We start from the raw sequence: 17149 nt of genomic DNA, 5'->3' as shown, positions 1-17149 counted from the left end.
CGAAGTGCCAAGACATGTCGCCGCGGACGACACGTTCGCAAGACGTGTTACCGAAATCGAGTTTTGACGACATGAGCATATCAACAGCACAAAAAAGCCCCGAACCAGTCGGGGCTTCTTCTTTTTTCTCAGCCTCTGATCAGGCCTCGATACCACACCCCATCATCAGAAGATATTGATCGGGTAATCCACAAACACACGCACTTCATTGCCGCTGACGTTGTACTCGCTCGACTTCTGCGACACACGCAGGACCGAGCTGCGCAGTTTCACGCTGAGGTCTTTGGCAGGGCCGCTTTGGACGACGTATTTGATCTGGTTGAAGATCTCGCGCTCGGTGCCGCCTTCGCTGGTGGAGGTGGTGATGTTGTCACCGCGTACGTAGGCGAAGTTGTAGCTCAGGCCCGGTACACCGAAGGTGCTGAAGTCCAGGCCGTAGCCCAGTTGCCAGCTGCGCTCGTCTTCGGCGTTGAAGTCGGACCAGTAGGAGTTCGCCAGGTAGATGGTGTTGCCACCGTCGCCGATGCGACCTTGATCTTTCTGGTAGCCGCCGTAGGCGTAGCCCAGGTTGCTGTCGCCGGTACTGCGCTGGTGCGCGAGGGTGAACGAGTGCGGGCCGGTGATGAAGGTGGCCGCCAGGCTCCAGATTTTGTTGTCGTCGCCGGTGATACCGTTTTCGCGGACGTAGGAGTCGTCCAGCTTGGTGCGGTAGCCGTTGAAGTCCAGGGTCAGGGACTGATCCTTGTCGATCGGGAACACGTAGTTGGCGTTCACGTATTGCTTCTTCAGCACGTCTTCGACGTCGGAAGCGTACAGCGCGGCCTTGAATTGTTCGGTGAACTGGTAGCTACCGCCCAATACGTTGATCGACTTCAAGCCACCGCTGTCACGGCCTTCGGCGCTTTTACGCGATTCGGCGGTGAAGCGCCCGGCGTCCAGTTGCAGGCCTTTGATCTCCCTGGAGGTGATCAAGGTGCCGGTGTAGCTTTCCGGCAGCAGGCGCGAGTTGTCGTAGTTCAGCACCGGCAGGGCCGGCATCTGGTCGCCGTAGGTCAGGGTGGTGCTGGACAGGCGGAACTTGATCGCTGCGCCGCCCTTGGACAGGTCGTCAGCCGGCTGGCCGCTGTCGCCCTTTTTGAAGAAATCGATGCCTTGCGCACCGCTACGGTCTTCGCTGCGCTCCAGGTTCAATGCGTACAGGCCGAAAGCGTCCACACCCACACCCACGGTGCCTTGGGTGAAGCCGGACGAGAACGTGCCGATGGCCGCCTGGCCCCACTCGGACTTATCCGGGTTGCCGTCTTTGTAGTCACGGTTGATGTAGGCGTTGCGCAGTAGCACTTTGAGGCTGCTGTCTTCAACGAAACCCTTGGATTCGGCCTGGTCGTTCGCCATGGCCTGTGTAGCGCTCAACATCCCCAGAGCGATCAGGCTGATTCGCTTGTTCAACATTTTGTTTTTTCCTTGATGCGGTTGATACGCGCTGTGTCGAACGGCCGAAACGGCGCTATTGCGCTCTTATTTCGAGGCGAAAACAAAAAGGCCCGCACACGATTTCTCGCGGCGGGCCTTTTATTGTTTTTGAGTCGTGGCGGTCGGCCACAGGCGTTGGGCCGAATCGTAGCTGCGCCCTTAACGACGTGTCAATTTCATGAATCTTCTAGAAATAGGCGAAAAACGTCTAAGAAACTGCTTTACGCGGCAGAAATATTCAATCATCGCAGCCTTCGAGACCACAGGCTGCTACGGAATGGGATGAGTCCTGCTCCGGCAGCGACTGTCCCAGCCACTGCGCAAATGCCTGGGGTTTGCCCAGCCAAGGCCCGATATCGATCAGGGTGAATTGACCATTGTGCTCAAGCACCAGGGTCGGAAAACCCTGCCCGCCCACCTTGGCCAGCAAAGCCCGGCTGTCCTTGATATGGCCTTCGGTGTCGGCCGCCCCGAAGGCCCTTTCGAAGGCTTGAGGCTCCAACCCCATACCGTGGGCCAGTTCAAACAGCACCGATTCGTCGGCGATGCGGCGCCCTTCCACGTAGTGAGCACTTTGCAAACGCCCCAGCAACTCCAGCCCGCGACCTGCCATTTGTTCGGCAGCCAGCACCGCAGCGATGGGTGGGGCCGAGTCGAACACGGCGCTGTGATCTCGCAGCAAACCTTCGAAATAGGCTTCACCGAACGGCTGCCCGCTGTATTCGGCAATGCGCCGCTCATGGGGCATGACGTAACTGCGCAGTTGTGGCGAAACCCTTTGCCGATTGGCCCCCGTCATCATGCCGCCACCGTGGGCAAGCACGGGCAGCACAGCCTGGGCGGCTTGAACCAGCGGTTTGGCGCCGTAGCACCAACCGCACAACGGGTCGTAGATGTAATGCAGGATCATGGGAAAGCTCCGACAGAAATTCAGGAAAATTCAATGTCGGCAGATTAGTGTCGCCGCAACTCCGAAAAAACGCCGGATCTGCTTTCAGTCTGTTGCATGAATCGGTCGAATGACTGCGTAAACCCTTTGTATCGACTCAGAAATAATTCGAAACAATCAAATGAGACAAGTTATCAATAACAACTAACAGAAGTAAATGACAAGCATTACTATTCGCGCCCTCGCCTGTTTCAACCTGAAACTCCTACGGATGCGCTCTTCAATGCCTGCCCCTTTTCGCCTTGCGCCCTGCAGCCTTGGGCTCTCTGCCTTGTTGTCTGCCGGTTTTTCCTTCGCTGCACCGACCACCCTGCCTGCCACATCGATCAGCGCCGAAGCTGAAGCCGACGACCCGCGCGTGACACAAACCAACACGGCGACCCGGACCGCCACCCCGGTGCGCTACGTGCCACAAGCCATCGACTCGATCAAAACCTCGAACGTGATGGATTACGGCACCAACGATCTGGGCACGGCGCTCAGTGGCATCCCCAACGTCAGCAGCGGCGCCGACACACGCTTCGACAGCCTGCGCATCCGCGGTTTCGACGCCAGCAACGATTTCTATCTCGATGGCATCCGCGACGACAGTCAGTACGTGCGAGACTTGCACAACATCGAACGCATCGACGTCCTGAAAGGCCCTGCCGCCGTGTTGTATGGCCGTGGCAGCCAGGGCGGGATCGTCAACCGGGTGAGCAAACTGCCCGAGTTCGGTCGCCGCTCGACCCTTGAAGCCCAGGGCGGTAGCGAGGACTTGCGCAGCCTGTATGCAGACCTCAGTACCGATCCTTCCGAAAACATCAGCCTGCGCCTGAATATGGGCAACATGGACGAGAACAGCTTTCGCGATGGCGTGAGTGGCAATCGCCAGCTGTTCGCACCCTCGATGAGCTGGCAGCTGACACCCGACCTGAACTGGTTGGTGCAGTACGAATACAGCCGCTACAACCGCACGCCGGATCGTGGCATTCCCGGTGTAGACGGTCGCCCGGCCGACGTAGGACGCGATACCACCTACGGCAGTGAAAACGATTTCATCGACGACAAGGCGCAATCCCTGCGCTCGAAACTCACTTATGAACTGAGCGACAACTGGCAACTGCGCCAGACCCTGGGCGTGTTCAAGCTCGACAGCGATTTCGACAATACTTACTTGAGCGGCTATGTCCCGGCCACCAACAAGGTCACGCGCCAGCACTGGCAGCAGGACCTGAATACCCGCAACGTCTACAACAACGTCGAGCTGGAAGGTGGCTTCGATACTTTCGGCCTGGAGCACCGCTTGCTCACCGGCATCGAGATCGGCAGCCAGCGCCGCGACCCGCTGCTGTACACCGCCGCCACTTCCGGGCCGGGCAGCTCCCCGGTGCCGGCGCTGGACCTGTACGCCCCCGACCGCAATTTGCGTCATACCGGGCGCATGGTAGTGTCGAGCAACACCCACACCGAGGTCGAAAGCCGGGCGGTGTATGTGCAGGATCAACTGCGCCTGAACGATCAATGGCAGTTGCTCGCCGGCCTGCGTTACGACACGTTCGATATCGAGTCGACCAACAAGGTGCGCAACATTTCCGAAGACCGCGACAGCCATAGCACCAGCCCTCGCGTTGGCGTCGTCTGGACGCCGCTGCAAAATCACTCCTTCTACGCGTCCTGGAGCAAGACGTTCTCGCCGGTCGGTGGTGGCTTGATCGGCATCACTCCGGGCGCTGCGGGCAACAGCAATGACCTGAGCCCCGAGCTGACCAGGCAGAAGGAAATCGGGGTCAAGAGTGACTGGCTCGATGACCGCCTGAGCACCACGCTGGCCATCTACGAGCTGGAGCTCTACAACCGCCGCACCAGCGATCCGAACAACCCGACCATTACCCTGCTCTCCGGGCTGCAACGTTCACGCGGGATCGAGCTGACCGCTGCCGGCAGGATTACCGGCAACTGGTACGTGCGCGGTGGCGTGGGTCTGCAGGACGCAACCATCGAAAAGGACAACAACGGCCTGGAAGGCAAGCGCATCAACAACGTGGCCAAGCACAACGGCAGCCTGTTCCTGACCTGGAAACCGGAAATGGGCTGGTACGCCGAAACCGGCCTGACCCTGGTTGGCGACCGCTATGCCGACAACCTCAACACCGTCGTGTTGCCGGGTTATGGCCGCTGGGACGCCTTGGCGGGTTTCCGTCAGAAAGATTGGGATTTGCGCGCGGCGCTGAACAACATCAGCGACAAGACGTATTACTCGTCGGCGACCAGTGCATTCCAGATTCAGCCGGGGGCACCGCGTAGCCTGGTGGTGACGGGCACCTACAGCTTCTAGACACCACAAAAACTGTGGGAGCGGGCTTGCTCGCGAAGGCGTCGTTTCAGCCGATGACAACGTTGCTGACACACCGCTTTCGCGAGCAAGCCCGCTCCCACAGGGTTCAGCGTGTTGAAAAAAAAAGCGCTGCCATCCCGGCAGCGCTTTTTCTTGATCAATCCGTTGTTGTTCTTCTTATCCTTCCATTACATCCCACAACGCATCCAGTTCCGCCTCGCTGAATAAACCAGCAGGGTAACGCTCGATCATCGTCCGGCGCGGATCAGTTTCGCTGATCTGACGCATTCCATTGGACTTGAACCAGTGCGCCAGAATCTGGAGCGATTCGCTGTTTACGGCCAGGGGATGCAACGCCTTGTCGCTCACTACGTTCACTTCGGCGTTCATTTCAGCGCTCTCTCCCGGTTTGTGAGCGGCTAACTTATCCAAGGTTTATGACAGAACATCGAAGTCCTCCCCCTCCCCGAGTTACAACCGCAGAGATACAAGAGCTGTGCCAAGGTGTCTGAAGTGTGGCCCTGCAGATACAAAAAAGCCCGCAACCCTGAAGGGCTGCGGGCTCTGTGCATGGCGGGAAGCCGATTTACAGCTTGAGAAATTTCGCAATCAACTCAAGATGTTACAACCTCACTCACTCCTTGTGCGGCGCGGGTTGCTGCTGGGTAAGGCAGTGAATATTGCCGCCCCCCAGTAACAGTTCGCGACCAGGCACCATCACCACTTCATGCTGCGGGAACAGGTTCTGCAGGATTTCCTTTGCCGGGCCATCCTGGGGGTCGTCAAAGCACGGCGCGATGATGCCGCCATTGACGATCAGGAAGTTCACATAGGAACCGGCCAGACGCACAGTCGGGTTACGTTCCTGAGTACCGTCCACCGGATCGACGCCGGCACATTCTTCCTCGGTCGCAAACAGCGGGCCCGGGATCGGCATTTTGTGCACCGTGAACGGGCGACCCTTGGCATCGGTGCTGCTTTGCAGCACGTTCATCGCCGCCTGGCAGCGCGGGTAGTTCGGGTCCTGCGGATCATCGGTCCAGGCCAGCAGCACTTCACCCGGACGCACGTAGCAGCAGAAGTTATCCACATGGCCGTCGGTTTCGTCGTTGAACAAGCCATCCGGCAGCCAGATGATTTTATCCACAGCCAGGTTCGCACTCAGGACCGCTTCGATTTCTTCGCGGTTCAGGTGCGGGTTGCGATTGCGGTTGAGCAGGCACTCTTCGGTGGTGATCAGCGTGCCTTCGCCGTCGACGTGAATCGAACCGCCTTCAAGTACGAAGCCTTCGGTGCGGTAACGCGGGCTGCGTTCGATCTCGAGGATCTTGCCGCCGACCTGCGAATCACGGTTCCACGGCGAATACAGGCCGCCGTCAAAACCGCCCCAGGCATTGAAGTCCCAGTTCACGCCACGGACTTCGCCACTGTTATTGATGACGAAAGTCGGGCCGGAGTCGCGAACCCAGGCGTCGTCACTGGACATTTCCACTACGCGAATATTCGGCACGTCCAGACGGGCACGGGCGTTTTCGTACTGGCCGGCGGAAACCGCCACGGTGACCGGTTCGAAACGGGCGATGGCCTTGGCCACGGCCACGTGGGCGGCCTGTGCCGGTTTGCCACCCAGGCGCCAGTTGTCCGGCCGCTCGGGCCAGATCATCCAGGTCTGGGTTTGGGGTGCCCATTCGGCTGGCATGTAGAAGCCGTCGGCGCGAGGGGTGCTGTTCAACGTGGTCATGACTCAGGACTCCGGAGTGGCGTTGATGCCTGACAGAAAAGAAAGCGCATGGGTACACGCCGTGGACTGGTCACTTTATATCCGATAAATATCGGCTTTTAAAGCACCGTCAATCCAAAGTTACAAAAATAACCGACAGAAAGCCGATATCAATCGAATTAACACCACCCTTCCTGTGGGAGCGGGCTTGCTCGCGAAGAGGCCGGTACATCCGACGCAAATATTGAGCCTTGAATGCCGCTTTCGCGAGCAAGCCCGCTCCCACAGTGGCCCGCATTTACAGGGGGATGTGTTTACAAGCCTTCCGCCAGCACCTTCGACAGCATGTCCACGAAGAAATCCACGCTCTGGCGCGAAGTAACCATCGGCGGCTTGATCTTGAGGATGTTCAGGTAATCGCCGGTCGGCTGCATGAAGATCCCCAGCTCGCGCAAACGATCACACAGTGCGGTGGTTTCTTCAGTGGCCGGCTCCAGTGTGTCGCGGTTGCGGATCAACTCGACGCCCAGGTAAAAACCGGAACCGTGCACCGCGCCCACTAACGGATGAATATCGATCAACGCTTCGAGGCGTTGCTTGAAGTGTCCGCCCACGACCTGGGCGTTCTCCCAGAGTTTTTCTTCTTCCATCACATCCAGCACAGCCATGCCGACCTGGCAGCTGACCGGGCTACCACCGGCGGACGAGAAGAAATAACCCTCGGCCTCCAGCGCCTCGGCGATTTCCCGGCGGGTGATGACCGCGCCCAATGGCTGGCCGTTGCCCATGCCTTTGGCCATGGTGATGATGTCCGGTACCACGCCTTGCTCTTCGAAGCCCCAGAAGAAATCGCCCATACGTCCGTAGCCGACCTGCACTTCGTCGGCAATGCACACGCCGCCCTGGGCCCGGACCATGCCATAGACTTGCTTCAAATAGCCCGGTGGCAGCGAGATACCGCCGGCATTGCCGTACACCGGTTCGCAGATGAAGCCCGCCAGTTGGCGTTTCTGCTCGGCGATTTTCGCCAGGTTGTGCTCGACGCTGCGCACATAATCCGGCGCACTGTCGGGGCCACGGAACTCACCGCGATAGGTGTTTGGCGCGGTCACCGGGTGTACCCAGTCCGGGCGGCTGCTCAAGGCCTTGGGGTTGTCGGCGATCGAGGTCGAGACCGAGTCGGCACCCACCGTCCAGCCGTGATAGGCCTCCAGCACGCTGAGCATGTCGCGGCCGCCGCTGTAGGCCCACGCCAGGCGAATCGCCAGGTCATTGGCCTCGCTGCCGCTGTTGACCAGGAACACGCGGTCCATGCCATCAGGGGACAGTTTCAGCAAGCGTTCGGAGAACTCGGCCACGGCCGCGTAATTGAAACGCGAGTTGGTGTTGAGCAACGACCACTGGCGGCTGGCAACTGCCGCCATGCGCGGATGACCGTGGCCCAATACCGCGACGTTGTTGAGCATGTCGAGGTAGGAGCGCCCCTGCATGTCGATCAAATGGTTGCGCCAGCCACGCTCGATGCGCGGCGGGTCGACGTAATAATGTTTTTGCGTGCGGGCGAAACTGGCATCACGCCGGGCCAGCAAGGTCGCGCCGTCGAGTTCTGCTTCGGCATCACAGGCCAGCCCCAGCAGTGCCGCGGGTGATGGGCACAGTGCCTGCCAGGCAGCGGCGCGCGATGGCGTGCAGAACAACGGCGCATCGATCGACGCGCCACGGCTCAACTGCACGATCAATGGCCCGCTGACCGAACCCAGCACCTGGCCTTTGACCAGCGCCGCGCCACTGTGCAGCGACGGCGTGACACCCCAAAGCCGCACACTCAATTGCGGGCCGTCCAGTTGCAGCACGCCCGCCGACGGCTGATGCACCACACCGGCAAACGGTGCTTCGACCGTCGTGCCCTGAGGTACACGCAGTTCAACGTGCAAGGGGCAAGTGTCCGGTTCAGTGGCGCTGTCCGGGCGGGTGTGGGACAGGCGGTATTGTCCATAGCGACTGGCTGCCAGGCCATGAGCCGCGGCCGCTTCATCCAGCAGGCGCTGGTCGACACCCTGCTGCTCCCAGTTCCCGGCCTCGAAATGCGGGCTAAGCACCCCCAAGTCGATCAAGGCGAACTCTCGCCCCACCAGGCTTGGCAACAGCGGTGCAAAGCCTTCACTGCCGATGGTGGGCAGGTTCTGGCCGACGGCAGTGAGGATCGCCGCTTCCATCAATGCCAACGGCACCGACGTGGCCACCCGGAAGATTTCCCATTCATGGACCAGGTTATCGCGACTGTAGGCATTGCCCGGATCGATGCTGACCTGCTGTTCGCCACTGAGCACCAGCACCGCCGCACGGGCGACGATCAGCGGCCACAGCGCCAGCAGCTCTTCGTGTTGCAAGGGGTTGACCGCGTGGTAAGCCTGGATTGCCGGCAAAATGCAGAACGGATCGCCCTCGCCATGATGCAGCAGCGCGGCGCAGGTGACCGACAGATCGGTAATGCGCCAGGTACGCACCAGGTCACCGAAATCGATCACGCCTTGCAGTTGCCAATGGCGTTGCGCATCGCGCTGCCACACCACGTTGTCGTCGGTGATGTCCATATGAATGGCCTGCACCGGCAGCTTGGCTTCCAGCGGCTGCAAATGCCGCTCGGCTTGTGCGGATGCTTCGACGATCAGTTTGCGCTGGGCTTCATCCTTGATCACCGGCAGCAAGTGCGCGATCAGGGCGTGAGCGTGGCGGGCATCCCATTGCAGGGTTCGCACCAGGCCCGGATGGTCGAAATCCGCCAGGGCCAGGTCCATTTCACCGCACAGGCGACCGAAACCGGACACCACCGTCGGGTTGAAATGGCCAAGGCTCGTCAGCGGCTGGCCTTCGATGTAGTCGAGCAGGCGAACGTGCACTGCCTGGCCACCCACGTCCAGAGATAGCAGGTCCGCACCGTTTTTCGCCGCGATAACGCGCGGCACATGGACATCGGGGTGCTCGCCCAGGTGCTTGAGCCCGGCATGCTGTGCCTGAAGCTCAATGATCGAGTAGTCACCACGGCAGATTTTCAGGACGAAACGTCCCCGCTCGCTGTCGACGCGGTAGTTCAGGTCTTGCTGGCTGCCGAGGGGCTGCAGTCTGCCGCTGAACCCGTAATGTTCTTCCAGCAGCTCTAGCGCTTGCTCCGCAGACACCTGCGGGCTGGGCAAACTGGCGCGATGAATCAACGTGGCGAGCGGCATACAACAACCCCTGAAATTTTATTAGGCGCCTATATCGCCACTGCTTCGGGCGATACGCAACCCCCCGCAAGCCGGTATGGGTGTTCTGGGACTCGCCTCCAATAGCACTTTGCGCAAGAATGGCGACCATTAAACGCATGCAACTGGAGAGCCCACCATGAACGTAGTGACCACCGACCTGCCCGGTGTTCTGATCCTCGAACCCAAGGTCTTTGGTGACGAGCGTGGTTTCTTCTACGAGAGTTTCAACGCCAGGGCCTTCAAAGAGGCCACCGGGCTGGACACTGAATTCGTTCAAGACAATCACTCCCGTTCGCAGAAGGGTGTGCTGCGCGGCCTGCATTACCAGCTGGAAAATACCCAGGGCAAACTGGTCCGCGTCACAGTCGGTGAAGTGCTGGACGTCGCCGTGGACATTCGTCGCAGCTCGCCGCACTTCGGCAAATGGGTCGCCGTGCGGCTGTCCTCCGCCAATCATCGGCAGCTCTGGGTCCCGGAAGGTTTTGCCCACGGGTTCGTCGTACTGAGCGAATTTGCCGAGTTCCTGTACAAAACCACCGACTACTACACGCCATCGGCCGAACGCAGCATTCGCTGGGACGACCCGGACCTGGCCATCGACTGGCAACTGGAAGGCACACCGCAACTGTCGGCCAAAGATCAGGCCGGCGTGTTTTTCAAGGACGCCGACGTCTTTGCCTGAAAGGCCGGCGCAAGCTCGGCTATCAAGATGCCGCTGACCCAAGGCGGGCAAGCCTAGGCATAATGCGCCTGTACCCACAGGCGCATGCTGCTCATGAAACCGACTCTTCCCCCCAGACCCCGTTGGCGCAGCCTGGCTCTGCTGGCACTGTGCCTGGCGCCGTTGCTGTGGCCGCTGGAGCACCTGGCCGAGCGCTATTACCGCAGCGAACTGGCCAGTCAGAATCGTCAGACCCTCGACCTCTATGTCGCCAACCTGCTGGGCACCCTGCACCGCTATGAAGTGTTGCCGCAAATCCTCGGTGACCTGCCGGCCTTGCGCGCTGTTGTCGGCGCGCCGGACGATGGCGTCACCCAGGGCAATGCCAACCGCCTGCTGAAAAATATCGCCACCCAGACCGGTGCCGAAGTCATGTACCTGATGGACGCCACCGGCAAGACGCTGGCCGCCTCCAACTGGGACAAGCACGACAGTTTCGTCGGGCGCAATTTTTCCTTCCGGCCGTATTTCAGTGAAGCCATGGCCGGGCGGCTCGGGCGCTTCTTTGGTTTGGGTACCACCTCCGCCAAGCGCGGCTACTTCTTCGCCGCCAGCGTGCGCGACGGCGAAAAAATCGTCGGTGTGCTGGTGGTCAAGGTCGACCTTGACCACACCGAAAGCCTCTGGGGCAAAACCCCGGAACAACTGCTGCTGACCGACCACAATGGCGTGGTCATTCTCACCTCGCGACCGGAGTGGCGATTCCGCTCGACCCGTCCGTTGAGCGAGGCCGAAAGCAAGGCCATCACCGCGATCCAACCCTATCCAACCCGCGAGCCCAAACCGCTGGAGCTCAATCCCAATGCCTGGCTGACCCAGACCCAGCAGATCGCCGAAACCGGCTGGAATGTCAGCATCCTCGCCCCGCGCACCTTGATCGACCGCCCGGTGCGCACGGTGGTGGCCATCGGCGGTGCAACGCTGCTGGTGTTGATGCTGTTGCTTGGCCTGATGATGCAGCGCCGCCGCCATTACCTGGAACGCATTGCTTTCGAAGCCAAGGCCCGCCGCGAACTGGAAGGTCGGGTTGCCGAGCGCACCAGCGATCTCGAAGGCCTGAACCGACGCCTCAAACAAGAAGTGCTGGAGCGCGAGCAGGCTCAGCAGGAGCTGGTCCGCGCCCAGGACGATCTGGTGCAGGCCGGCAAACTGTCGGCACTGGGCACCATGTCCGCGAGCATCAGCCATGAACTCAATCAGCCGCTGGCTGCCATTCGCAGTTATGCGGAAAACGCCGAGATATTGCTCGACCACCAGCGTACCGACGACGCCCGCGGCAATCTCAAACTGATCAGCGAACTGACCGGTCGCATGGCCTCGATCATCGCCCACCTGCGCGCCTTTGCCCGGCGCGACCGGCATGCCCCGGAAAGCGTGGCCCTGCAACCGGCGCTGGATGATGCCCTGGCCTTGTTGGCCAAGCGCCGACGCAGCATGGACGTCGAGCTGATCCGTGATCTGCCCGCCGCCACCCTGTGGGTCGAGGCCGGGGAAACCCGCCTGCGCCAGGTACTCGGCAACCTGCTGGCCAACGCCCTGGATGCCCTGACGGAAAAAGGCCCGCCACGTAAACTCTGGCTGAGTGCCCAATCCACGGCCGATGGCGTCAACCTGTACATTCGCGACAACGGCCCGGGCTTTTGCATGGAGGCCCTTGGACGCGCCAGCGAGCCGTTCTACACCACCAAGACCCGAACCCAGGGCCTGGGCTTGGGGCTGGCGATTTGCGAAACGCTGATGCGCGCCTTCGGTGGTGAACTGTCGTTCGCCAACCACAAGGAAGGCGGCGCCCTGATTACCCTGAAGCTGCGCGCAGGCGCACCAGGCGTGAGCCTGCAACCGTCCGAGGACCGAAGTGCATGACCATCGACAACCGCATTCAGGTCGTGTTGATCGACGACGATCCCCACTTGCGCCAGGCCTTGAGCCAGACGCTGGATCTGGCCGGTCTGAAGATCCTGCCGCTGGCCGAAGCCAAGGGCCTGGCCGCGCAACTGGAGCGCGACTGGCCAGGTGTGGTGGTCAGCGACATCCGCATGCCCGGCATGGACGGTCTGGAACTGCTGACCGAACTGCACGCCCAGGACCCTGAATTGCCGGTGCTGCTGATCACCGGCCACGGCGATGTGCCGCTGGCGGTGCAGGCCATGCGCGCCGGGGCCTATGACTTTCTCGAGAAGCCGTTCGCCAGCGACGCCCTGCTCGACAGCGTGCGCCGCGCGTTGGCCCTGCGCCGCTTGGTGCTGGACAACCGCAGCCTGCGGTTGGCCTTGAGCGACCGCAATGAGCTGAGCACCCGCCTGGTGGGCCACTCACCTTCGATGCTGCGCCTGCGCGAGCAGATTGGCGCCCTGGCGGCGACCAGGGCCGACGTGCTGATCCTCGGCGAAACCGGCGCCGGCAAAGAAGTCGTGGCCCGGGCACTGCACGATCTATCGGGCCGTCGCAACGGTCCTTTCGTGGCGATCAATGCCGGTGCCCTGGCCGAATCAGTGGTCGAAAGCGAGCTGTTCGGCCACGAGCCCGGCGCCTTCACCGGCGCGCAGAAACGCCGCATCGGCAAGTTCGAATTCGCCAATGGCGGCACCTTGTTCCTCGATGAAATCGAAAGCATGAGCCTGGATGTGCAGGTCAAATTGCTGCGTTTGCTGCAGGAGCGCGTGGTCGAACGCCTGGGCGGCAATCAACAGATCCCCCTGGACATCCGCATCATCGCCGCGACCAAGGAAGACCTGCGCCAGGCAGCGGATCAAGGGCGCTTCCGTGCCGACTTGTATTACCGCCTGAACGTCGCGCCGCTGCGGATTCCACCGCTGCGCGAACGGGGCGAAGATGCGCTGATGCTGTTCCAGCATTTCGCCGACGAAGCCAGTGCCCGCCACGGCTTGCCGCCCCATGAACTGCAACCGGGACAACGTGCCTTGCTGCTGCGCCACACCTGGCCCGGCAACGTGCGCGAGCTGCAAAATGCGGCCGAGCGTTTTGCCCTCGGGCTGGAGCTGGCCCTCGACAACAGCACGCCGGAAGGCGGCGCTGGCAATAGCGTCGAAATGGTCAGCGGCGGTTTGAGCGAGCAAGTGGAGAACTTCGAAAAAACTCTCATCGCCGCCGAACTGGCGCGCTCGCACAGCTCCGTACGCAGCGTCGCCGAGGCCCTCGGCATTCCGCGTAAGACCCTGCACGACAAACTGCGCAAGCACGGTTTGAGCTTCTCGGACAGCGGCGCTTCGGCCCACCCCGACGACCTCGACTGAGCTAACGTCCAATCATCCAATTCAAACAAGAGGCCCCTGAATGAGCCGCGACAGTCGACAACTGGAATCAGTCCTCCATCACGACATTCCCCTCACCCGGGACATGGGCCTCAGAGTGCTCGACTGGCATGACCAGCAACTGCGCCTGCACTTGCCGCTGGACGCCAACGTCAACCACAAGAGCACCATGTTCGGCGGCAGTCTGTATTGCGGCGCGGTCCTGGCCGGTTGGGGCTGGCTGCATCTGCGCCTCAAGGAAGAAGGCATCACGGACGGGCACATCGTGATTCAGGAAGGGCAGATCAGCTATCCGCTGCCGGTGACGGGCGATGCCAACGCCATTTGCCAGGCGCCGGATCCGGTGATCTGGAAGAAATTTCTGACCACGTTCCAGCGGTACAGCCGAGCGCGGTTGACGCTGCATACGCGGGTCGTCAATGAAGGCCGTGATGAGGATGCGGTGAGGTTTGTCGGGCAGTACGTGTTGCACCGCTGAACCCGCTGACACAACACCTGTGGCGAGGGGGCTTGCCCCCGTTCGACTGCGCAGCAGTCGCAATTCAGGCAATGAGGTTTAGCTGAAAATGCGCAACGGCCGAGTTTGGGGCCGCTACGCTGCCCAACGGGGGCAAGCCCCCTCGCCACAAAGTCAGGGCAACCTCAGGACCGGGCCAATTCCAGCAATTTCTCCCGCCACGCCGCCTTCGCTGGCAGCGCCAGAAAGAACGCATTCAACAGCGACTCCCGCGCCGGATAGCTGAACGGCTCTCCGCTCAACTCCAGCACCTCACCGCCCGCACCTTCCAGTACGCCTTGGGCTGCCGCCGTGTCCCACTGCGAAGTCGGTGCCAGGCGCGGATAACAATCCGCGGCCCCTTCAGCCAGCAAACAGAATTTCAGCGAACTGCCGATGTTGGCCAGTTGCAGCTCGCCAAGACTGGCGCTCAACCCGGCCAGCAAACGCTCCTGCTCCGGGCTCGAATGGCGACGGCTGGCCACCACGGTGAACGACTCTCCGGGCGCTAATGCATCACGCACCTTGATCGCCACGGGCGTGCCACCTTTATCGCCACGCCAGGCACCGAGACCGGCGCCACCAACGTAAAAACGCCCGTTGGTCGGCATCGACACCACACCGAACACCACCCGACCGTTTTCGATCAGGGCGATATTGACGGTGAACTCTTCGCTGCCGCTGATGAATTCCTTGGTACCGTCCAGCGGATCGACCAGCCACCAGCGCTGCCATCCGGCCCGCACGCTTTGCGCAATGTTGGCGTCCTCTTCGGAGAGCACCGGGATGCCCGGATCCAGCGCCGTCAGCCCGGCCAGAATCAGGTGGTGCGCGGCCAGGTCGGCAGCGGTCACCGGCGAATCATCAGCCTTCGCCGTGACGGCCGTGCCTGTACGCCAGAACGGCAGGATCGCTTCGCCGGCCTGCAAAGCCAGCTCAATGACCGGAGCCATCAACGGATGCGGGAAATTCATGACTGGAACGCTCCGCGCTGAGTCAACAGGTCTCGGGCCAGGTACAGCGCCGCCAAGGCACGGCCTTCGGTAAATTGCGGGTTTTGCGCCAGCGCCGAGAGTTCACGCAGATTGACCTTGTCCACCCGCATCGGCTCCGGTTCGTCGCCTTCCAGGCGCGCTTCGTAGAGGTCGGTGGCCAGCACCACCTGAATCTTCTGGCTCATGTAACCGGGGGACAGCGACAACTCGGTCAGGTGCTCCAGCTGTCGCGCGCCGAACCCGGCCTCTTCCTTGAGCTCACGCTCGGCCGCCGCCAACACGTCTTCGCCCGGCTCGATCAAACCCTTGGGCAAAGACATTTCGTATTCATCGGTGCCGCCGCAATACTCCTCGACCAGCACCGCATGCTCGGCATCGAGCATCGCCACGATCATGACCGCGCCGTACCCGGCCCCTTTGCCAACCAGGCGCTCATACGTACGCTCCACGCCATTGGAAAAGCGCAGCTTCAGCTCCTCCACGCAGAACAATCGACTGGTGGCGACAATTTCGCGGGCGAGTATGGTGGGTTTCTGGCGCATGCAAAGCTCCTTGGCGTGAACGCGCTACTATAACGCGGCTTTCCCGTTTGTTTACGCCAGAAATCTATCTACTGCCCGAGACGTTGCCATGCCTTCATTACCCTGGTCCGACATCGATACCGTTCTGCTGGACATGGACGGCACGTTGCTGGACCTGCATTTCGACAACCACTTCTGGATGGAGCACCTGCCCCAGCGTTACGCCGAATTGCACGGGGTCAGCCGGGCCATGGCCGAGATGGAATTGCAGCCGTTGTTCGAGCGCAATGCCGGCCAGCTGCAGTGGTACTGCCTGGACTTCTGGAGTGCCGAACTGAAGCTGTCGGTGCGCGACCTGAAACTGGAAACCGCGCACCTGATCGCCCTGCGCCCGGATGCCGACACCTTTCTGGCGGCCATCAAACGGGCCGGCAAACGCGTGGTGCTGATCACCAATGCCCATCGGGATGCGCTGTCGTTGAAGCTGGAAAAAATCGAACTGGCGCCCTACTTCGAGCGCCTGATCAGTTCCCATGACTACGGTTTCCCCAAGGAAAACCCGCAGTTCTGGGATGCGCTGCAAGCCGACATCGATTTCGATCCGGCGCGCAGCCTGTTCATCGACGACACCTTGCCGATCCTGCGCAGTGCGCGGGATTTTGGTGTGGCGCATTTGCTGGCCGTGCGCGAGCCGGATAGTCGCAAGGGGCCGAAGGACACGGCGGAGTTTGCGGCGGTCGGGGATTATCGGGAGCTTATTAACGGCCTCTGATTTCCTGTAGGAGCTGCCGCAGGCTGCGATCTTTTGATCTTGATCTTCGTTTGATTCAATACCGCCAGGATCAAAAGATCGCAGCCTGCGGCAGCTCCTACGGGCCTCGTGTTACTCGGGAATCCGCAACGACTGCCCCGGGTAGATTTTGTCCGGGTGCGACAGCATCGGTTTGTTGGCTTCGAAAATCTTGTTGTACTTGTTGGCATCGCCGTACACGCGCTTGGAAATCGCGCTGAGGGTGTCGCCCTTCACGACGGTGACAAATACAGCGGCCTTCACCACCGGCCCGGTCACGGTAATCTGATCATCCACACTGCCAACCCCGGCAATATTGCCCACGGCCAACAGAATTTTTTCCTTCTCTTCCTGGCTTGCCACCTCACCGGTCACGGTCACCTTGTCACCATCGACCGTCGCTTGCACATTCGGGTTGCCCAGGCCGACCTTGCTGATGTGCTCCTTCAACTGCTCACTGGCATTGGCGTTGCCTGGCGTCAGCAGATCCAGCAGTTTTTCGCCTGCTTCCTTCACAAAGCTCAAAAGACTCATGGTGCACTCTCCTTGGGTTTGGGGTTCCAGACGCAAAAGCCTAGACCACGGCCGTCAGTTGCGAATCCAACCCGACCAATGACCCCGCTTGCGATAGAATCCGCCCCTTCCCG

14 protein-coding genes are annotated in these 17149 nt (G+C 61.0%); 6 read left to right on the top strand and 8 right to left on the bottom strand.

Annotation, left to right across the window (positions count from 1 at the left end):
- Positions 1-165: 165 nt before the first annotated feature.
- Together ACEN83_RS00700 and ACEN83_RS00695 are read right to left on the bottom strand one after the other, a co-directional pair.
- Positions 166-1452 (bottom strand): OprD family porin, encoded by a 1287-nt coding sequence (locus ACEN83_RS00700; RefSeq protein ID WP_495579243.1) that lies wholly within the window; start codon positions 1450-1452, stop codon positions 166-168.
- Positions 1453-1711: 259 nt separating this feature from the next.
- On the bottom strand, positions 1712-2383 hold the full coding sequence (locus ACEN83_RS00695; RefSeq protein ID WP_495579242.1) for a DsbA family protein: 672 nt from the start codon (positions 2381-2383) through the stop codon (positions 1712-1714).
- Between the two features lie 262 nt (positions 2384-2645).
- Here ACEN83_RS00695 and ACEN83_RS00690 point away from each other — a divergent pair, with 262 nt between their 5' ends.
- Positions 2646-4739 carry a TonB-dependent receptor gene (locus ACEN83_RS00690; RefSeq protein ID WP_495579241.1) on the top strand — a complete coding sequence of 698 codons (2094 nt, stop codon included), beginning with the start codon at positions 2646-2648 and terminating at the stop codon, positions 4737-4739.
- Between the two features lie 177 nt (positions 4740-4916).
- Here ACEN83_RS00690 and ACEN83_RS00685 read toward each other — a convergent pair whose 3' ends face one another.
- The 3 genes from ACEN83_RS00685 to ACEN83_RS00675 all read right to left on the bottom strand — a co-directional run bounded on the left by ACEN83_RS00685 (position 4917) and on the right by ACEN83_RS00675 (position 9686).
- Positions 4917-5129: a hypothetical protein gene (locus ACEN83_RS00685; RefSeq protein ID WP_007972820.1), complete on the bottom strand. Its 213-nt coding sequence runs from the start codon at positions 5127-5129 to the stop codon at positions 4917-4919.
- A gap of 244 nt (positions 5130-5373) precedes the next feature.
- A complete protein-coding gene (gene aguA / locus ACEN83_RS00680; RefSeq protein WP_116580862.1) occupies positions 5374-6480 on the bottom strand; it encodes an agmatine deiminase in 1107 nt (368 codons plus the stop codon).
- A gap of 293 nt (positions 6481-6773) precedes the next feature.
- Entirely contained in the window at positions 6774-9686 is a 2913-nt protein-coding gene (locus tag ACEN83_RS00675; protein WP_495579240.1) for an aminotransferase, read from the bottom strand.
- 157 nt (positions 9687-9843) lie between these two features.
- Between ACEN83_RS00675 and rfbC the strand changes: the two genes are divergently transcribed.
- The 4 genes from rfbC (at position 9844) to ACEN83_RS00655 (ending at position 14178) form a co-directional block, all read left to right on the top strand.
- Positions 9844-10389 (top strand): dTDP-4-dehydrorhamnose 3,5-epimerase, encoded by a 546-nt coding sequence (gene rfbC / locus ACEN83_RS00670; protein WP_102700239.1) that lies wholly within the window; start codon positions 9844-9846, stop codon positions 10387-10389.
- A gap of 93 nt (positions 10390-10482) precedes the next feature.
- Complete coding sequence (locus tag ACEN83_RS00665) at positions 10483-12291, top strand: sensor histidine kinase (RefSeq protein WP_495579239.1); 1809 nt, start codon at positions 10483-10485, stop codon at positions 12289-12291.
- The gene (locus ACEN83_RS00660) at positions 12288-13682 is read left to right on the top strand and encodes a sigma-54-dependent transcriptional regulator (protein ID WP_495579238.1); all 1395 of its coding nucleotides are present in this window, start codon (positions 12288-12290) and stop codon (positions 13680-13682) included. Before ACEN83_RS00665 ends, ACEN83_RS00660 begins: the two co-directional genes overlap by 4 nt.
- Before the next feature lie 40 nt (positions 13683-13722).
- Entirely contained in the window at positions 13723-14178 is a 456-nt protein-coding gene (locus ACEN83_RS00655) for a YiiD C-terminal domain-containing protein (protein ID WP_495579237.1), read from the top strand.
- 164 nt (positions 14179-14342) lie between these two features.
- Here ACEN83_RS00655 and cysQ read toward each other — a convergent pair whose 3' ends face one another.
- Complete coding sequence (gene cysQ, locus ACEN83_RS00650) at positions 14343-15170, bottom strand: 3'(2'),5'-bisphosphate nucleotidase CysQ (RefSeq protein ID WP_495579236.1); 828 nt, start codon at positions 15168-15170, stop codon at positions 14343-14345.
- On the bottom strand, positions 15167-15733 hold the full coding sequence (nudE, locus tag ACEN83_RS00645; protein WP_007972833.1) for an ADP compounds hydrolase NudE: 567 nt from the start codon (positions 15731-15733) through the stop codon (positions 15167-15169). Before nudE ends, cysQ begins: the two co-directional genes overlap by 4 nt.
- Before the next feature lie 88 nt (positions 15734-15821).
- Here nudE and yrfG point away from each other — a divergent pair, with 88 nt between their 5' ends.
- Positions 15822-16484 (top strand): GMP/IMP nucleotidase, encoded by a 663-nt coding sequence (gene yrfG / locus ACEN83_RS00640; protein WP_116580867.1) that lies wholly within the window; start codon positions 15822-15824, stop codon positions 16482-16484.
- A gap of 111 nt (positions 16485-16595) precedes the next feature.
- Here the strand turns inward: yrfG and lysM are convergent, their stop codons facing one another.
- Entirely contained in the window at positions 16596-17036 is a 441-nt protein-coding gene (gene lysM / locus ACEN83_RS00635) for a peptidoglycan-binding protein LysM (RefSeq protein WP_007972838.1), read from the bottom strand.
- Positions 17037-17149: the final 113 nt, after the last annotated feature.

This window comes from Pseudomonas sp. Pseusp49, from assembly GCF_059491875.1.
The sequence above is the reverse complement of the archived record's forward strand: the minus strand, read 5'-3'. Positions and strand labels throughout refer to the sequence as shown.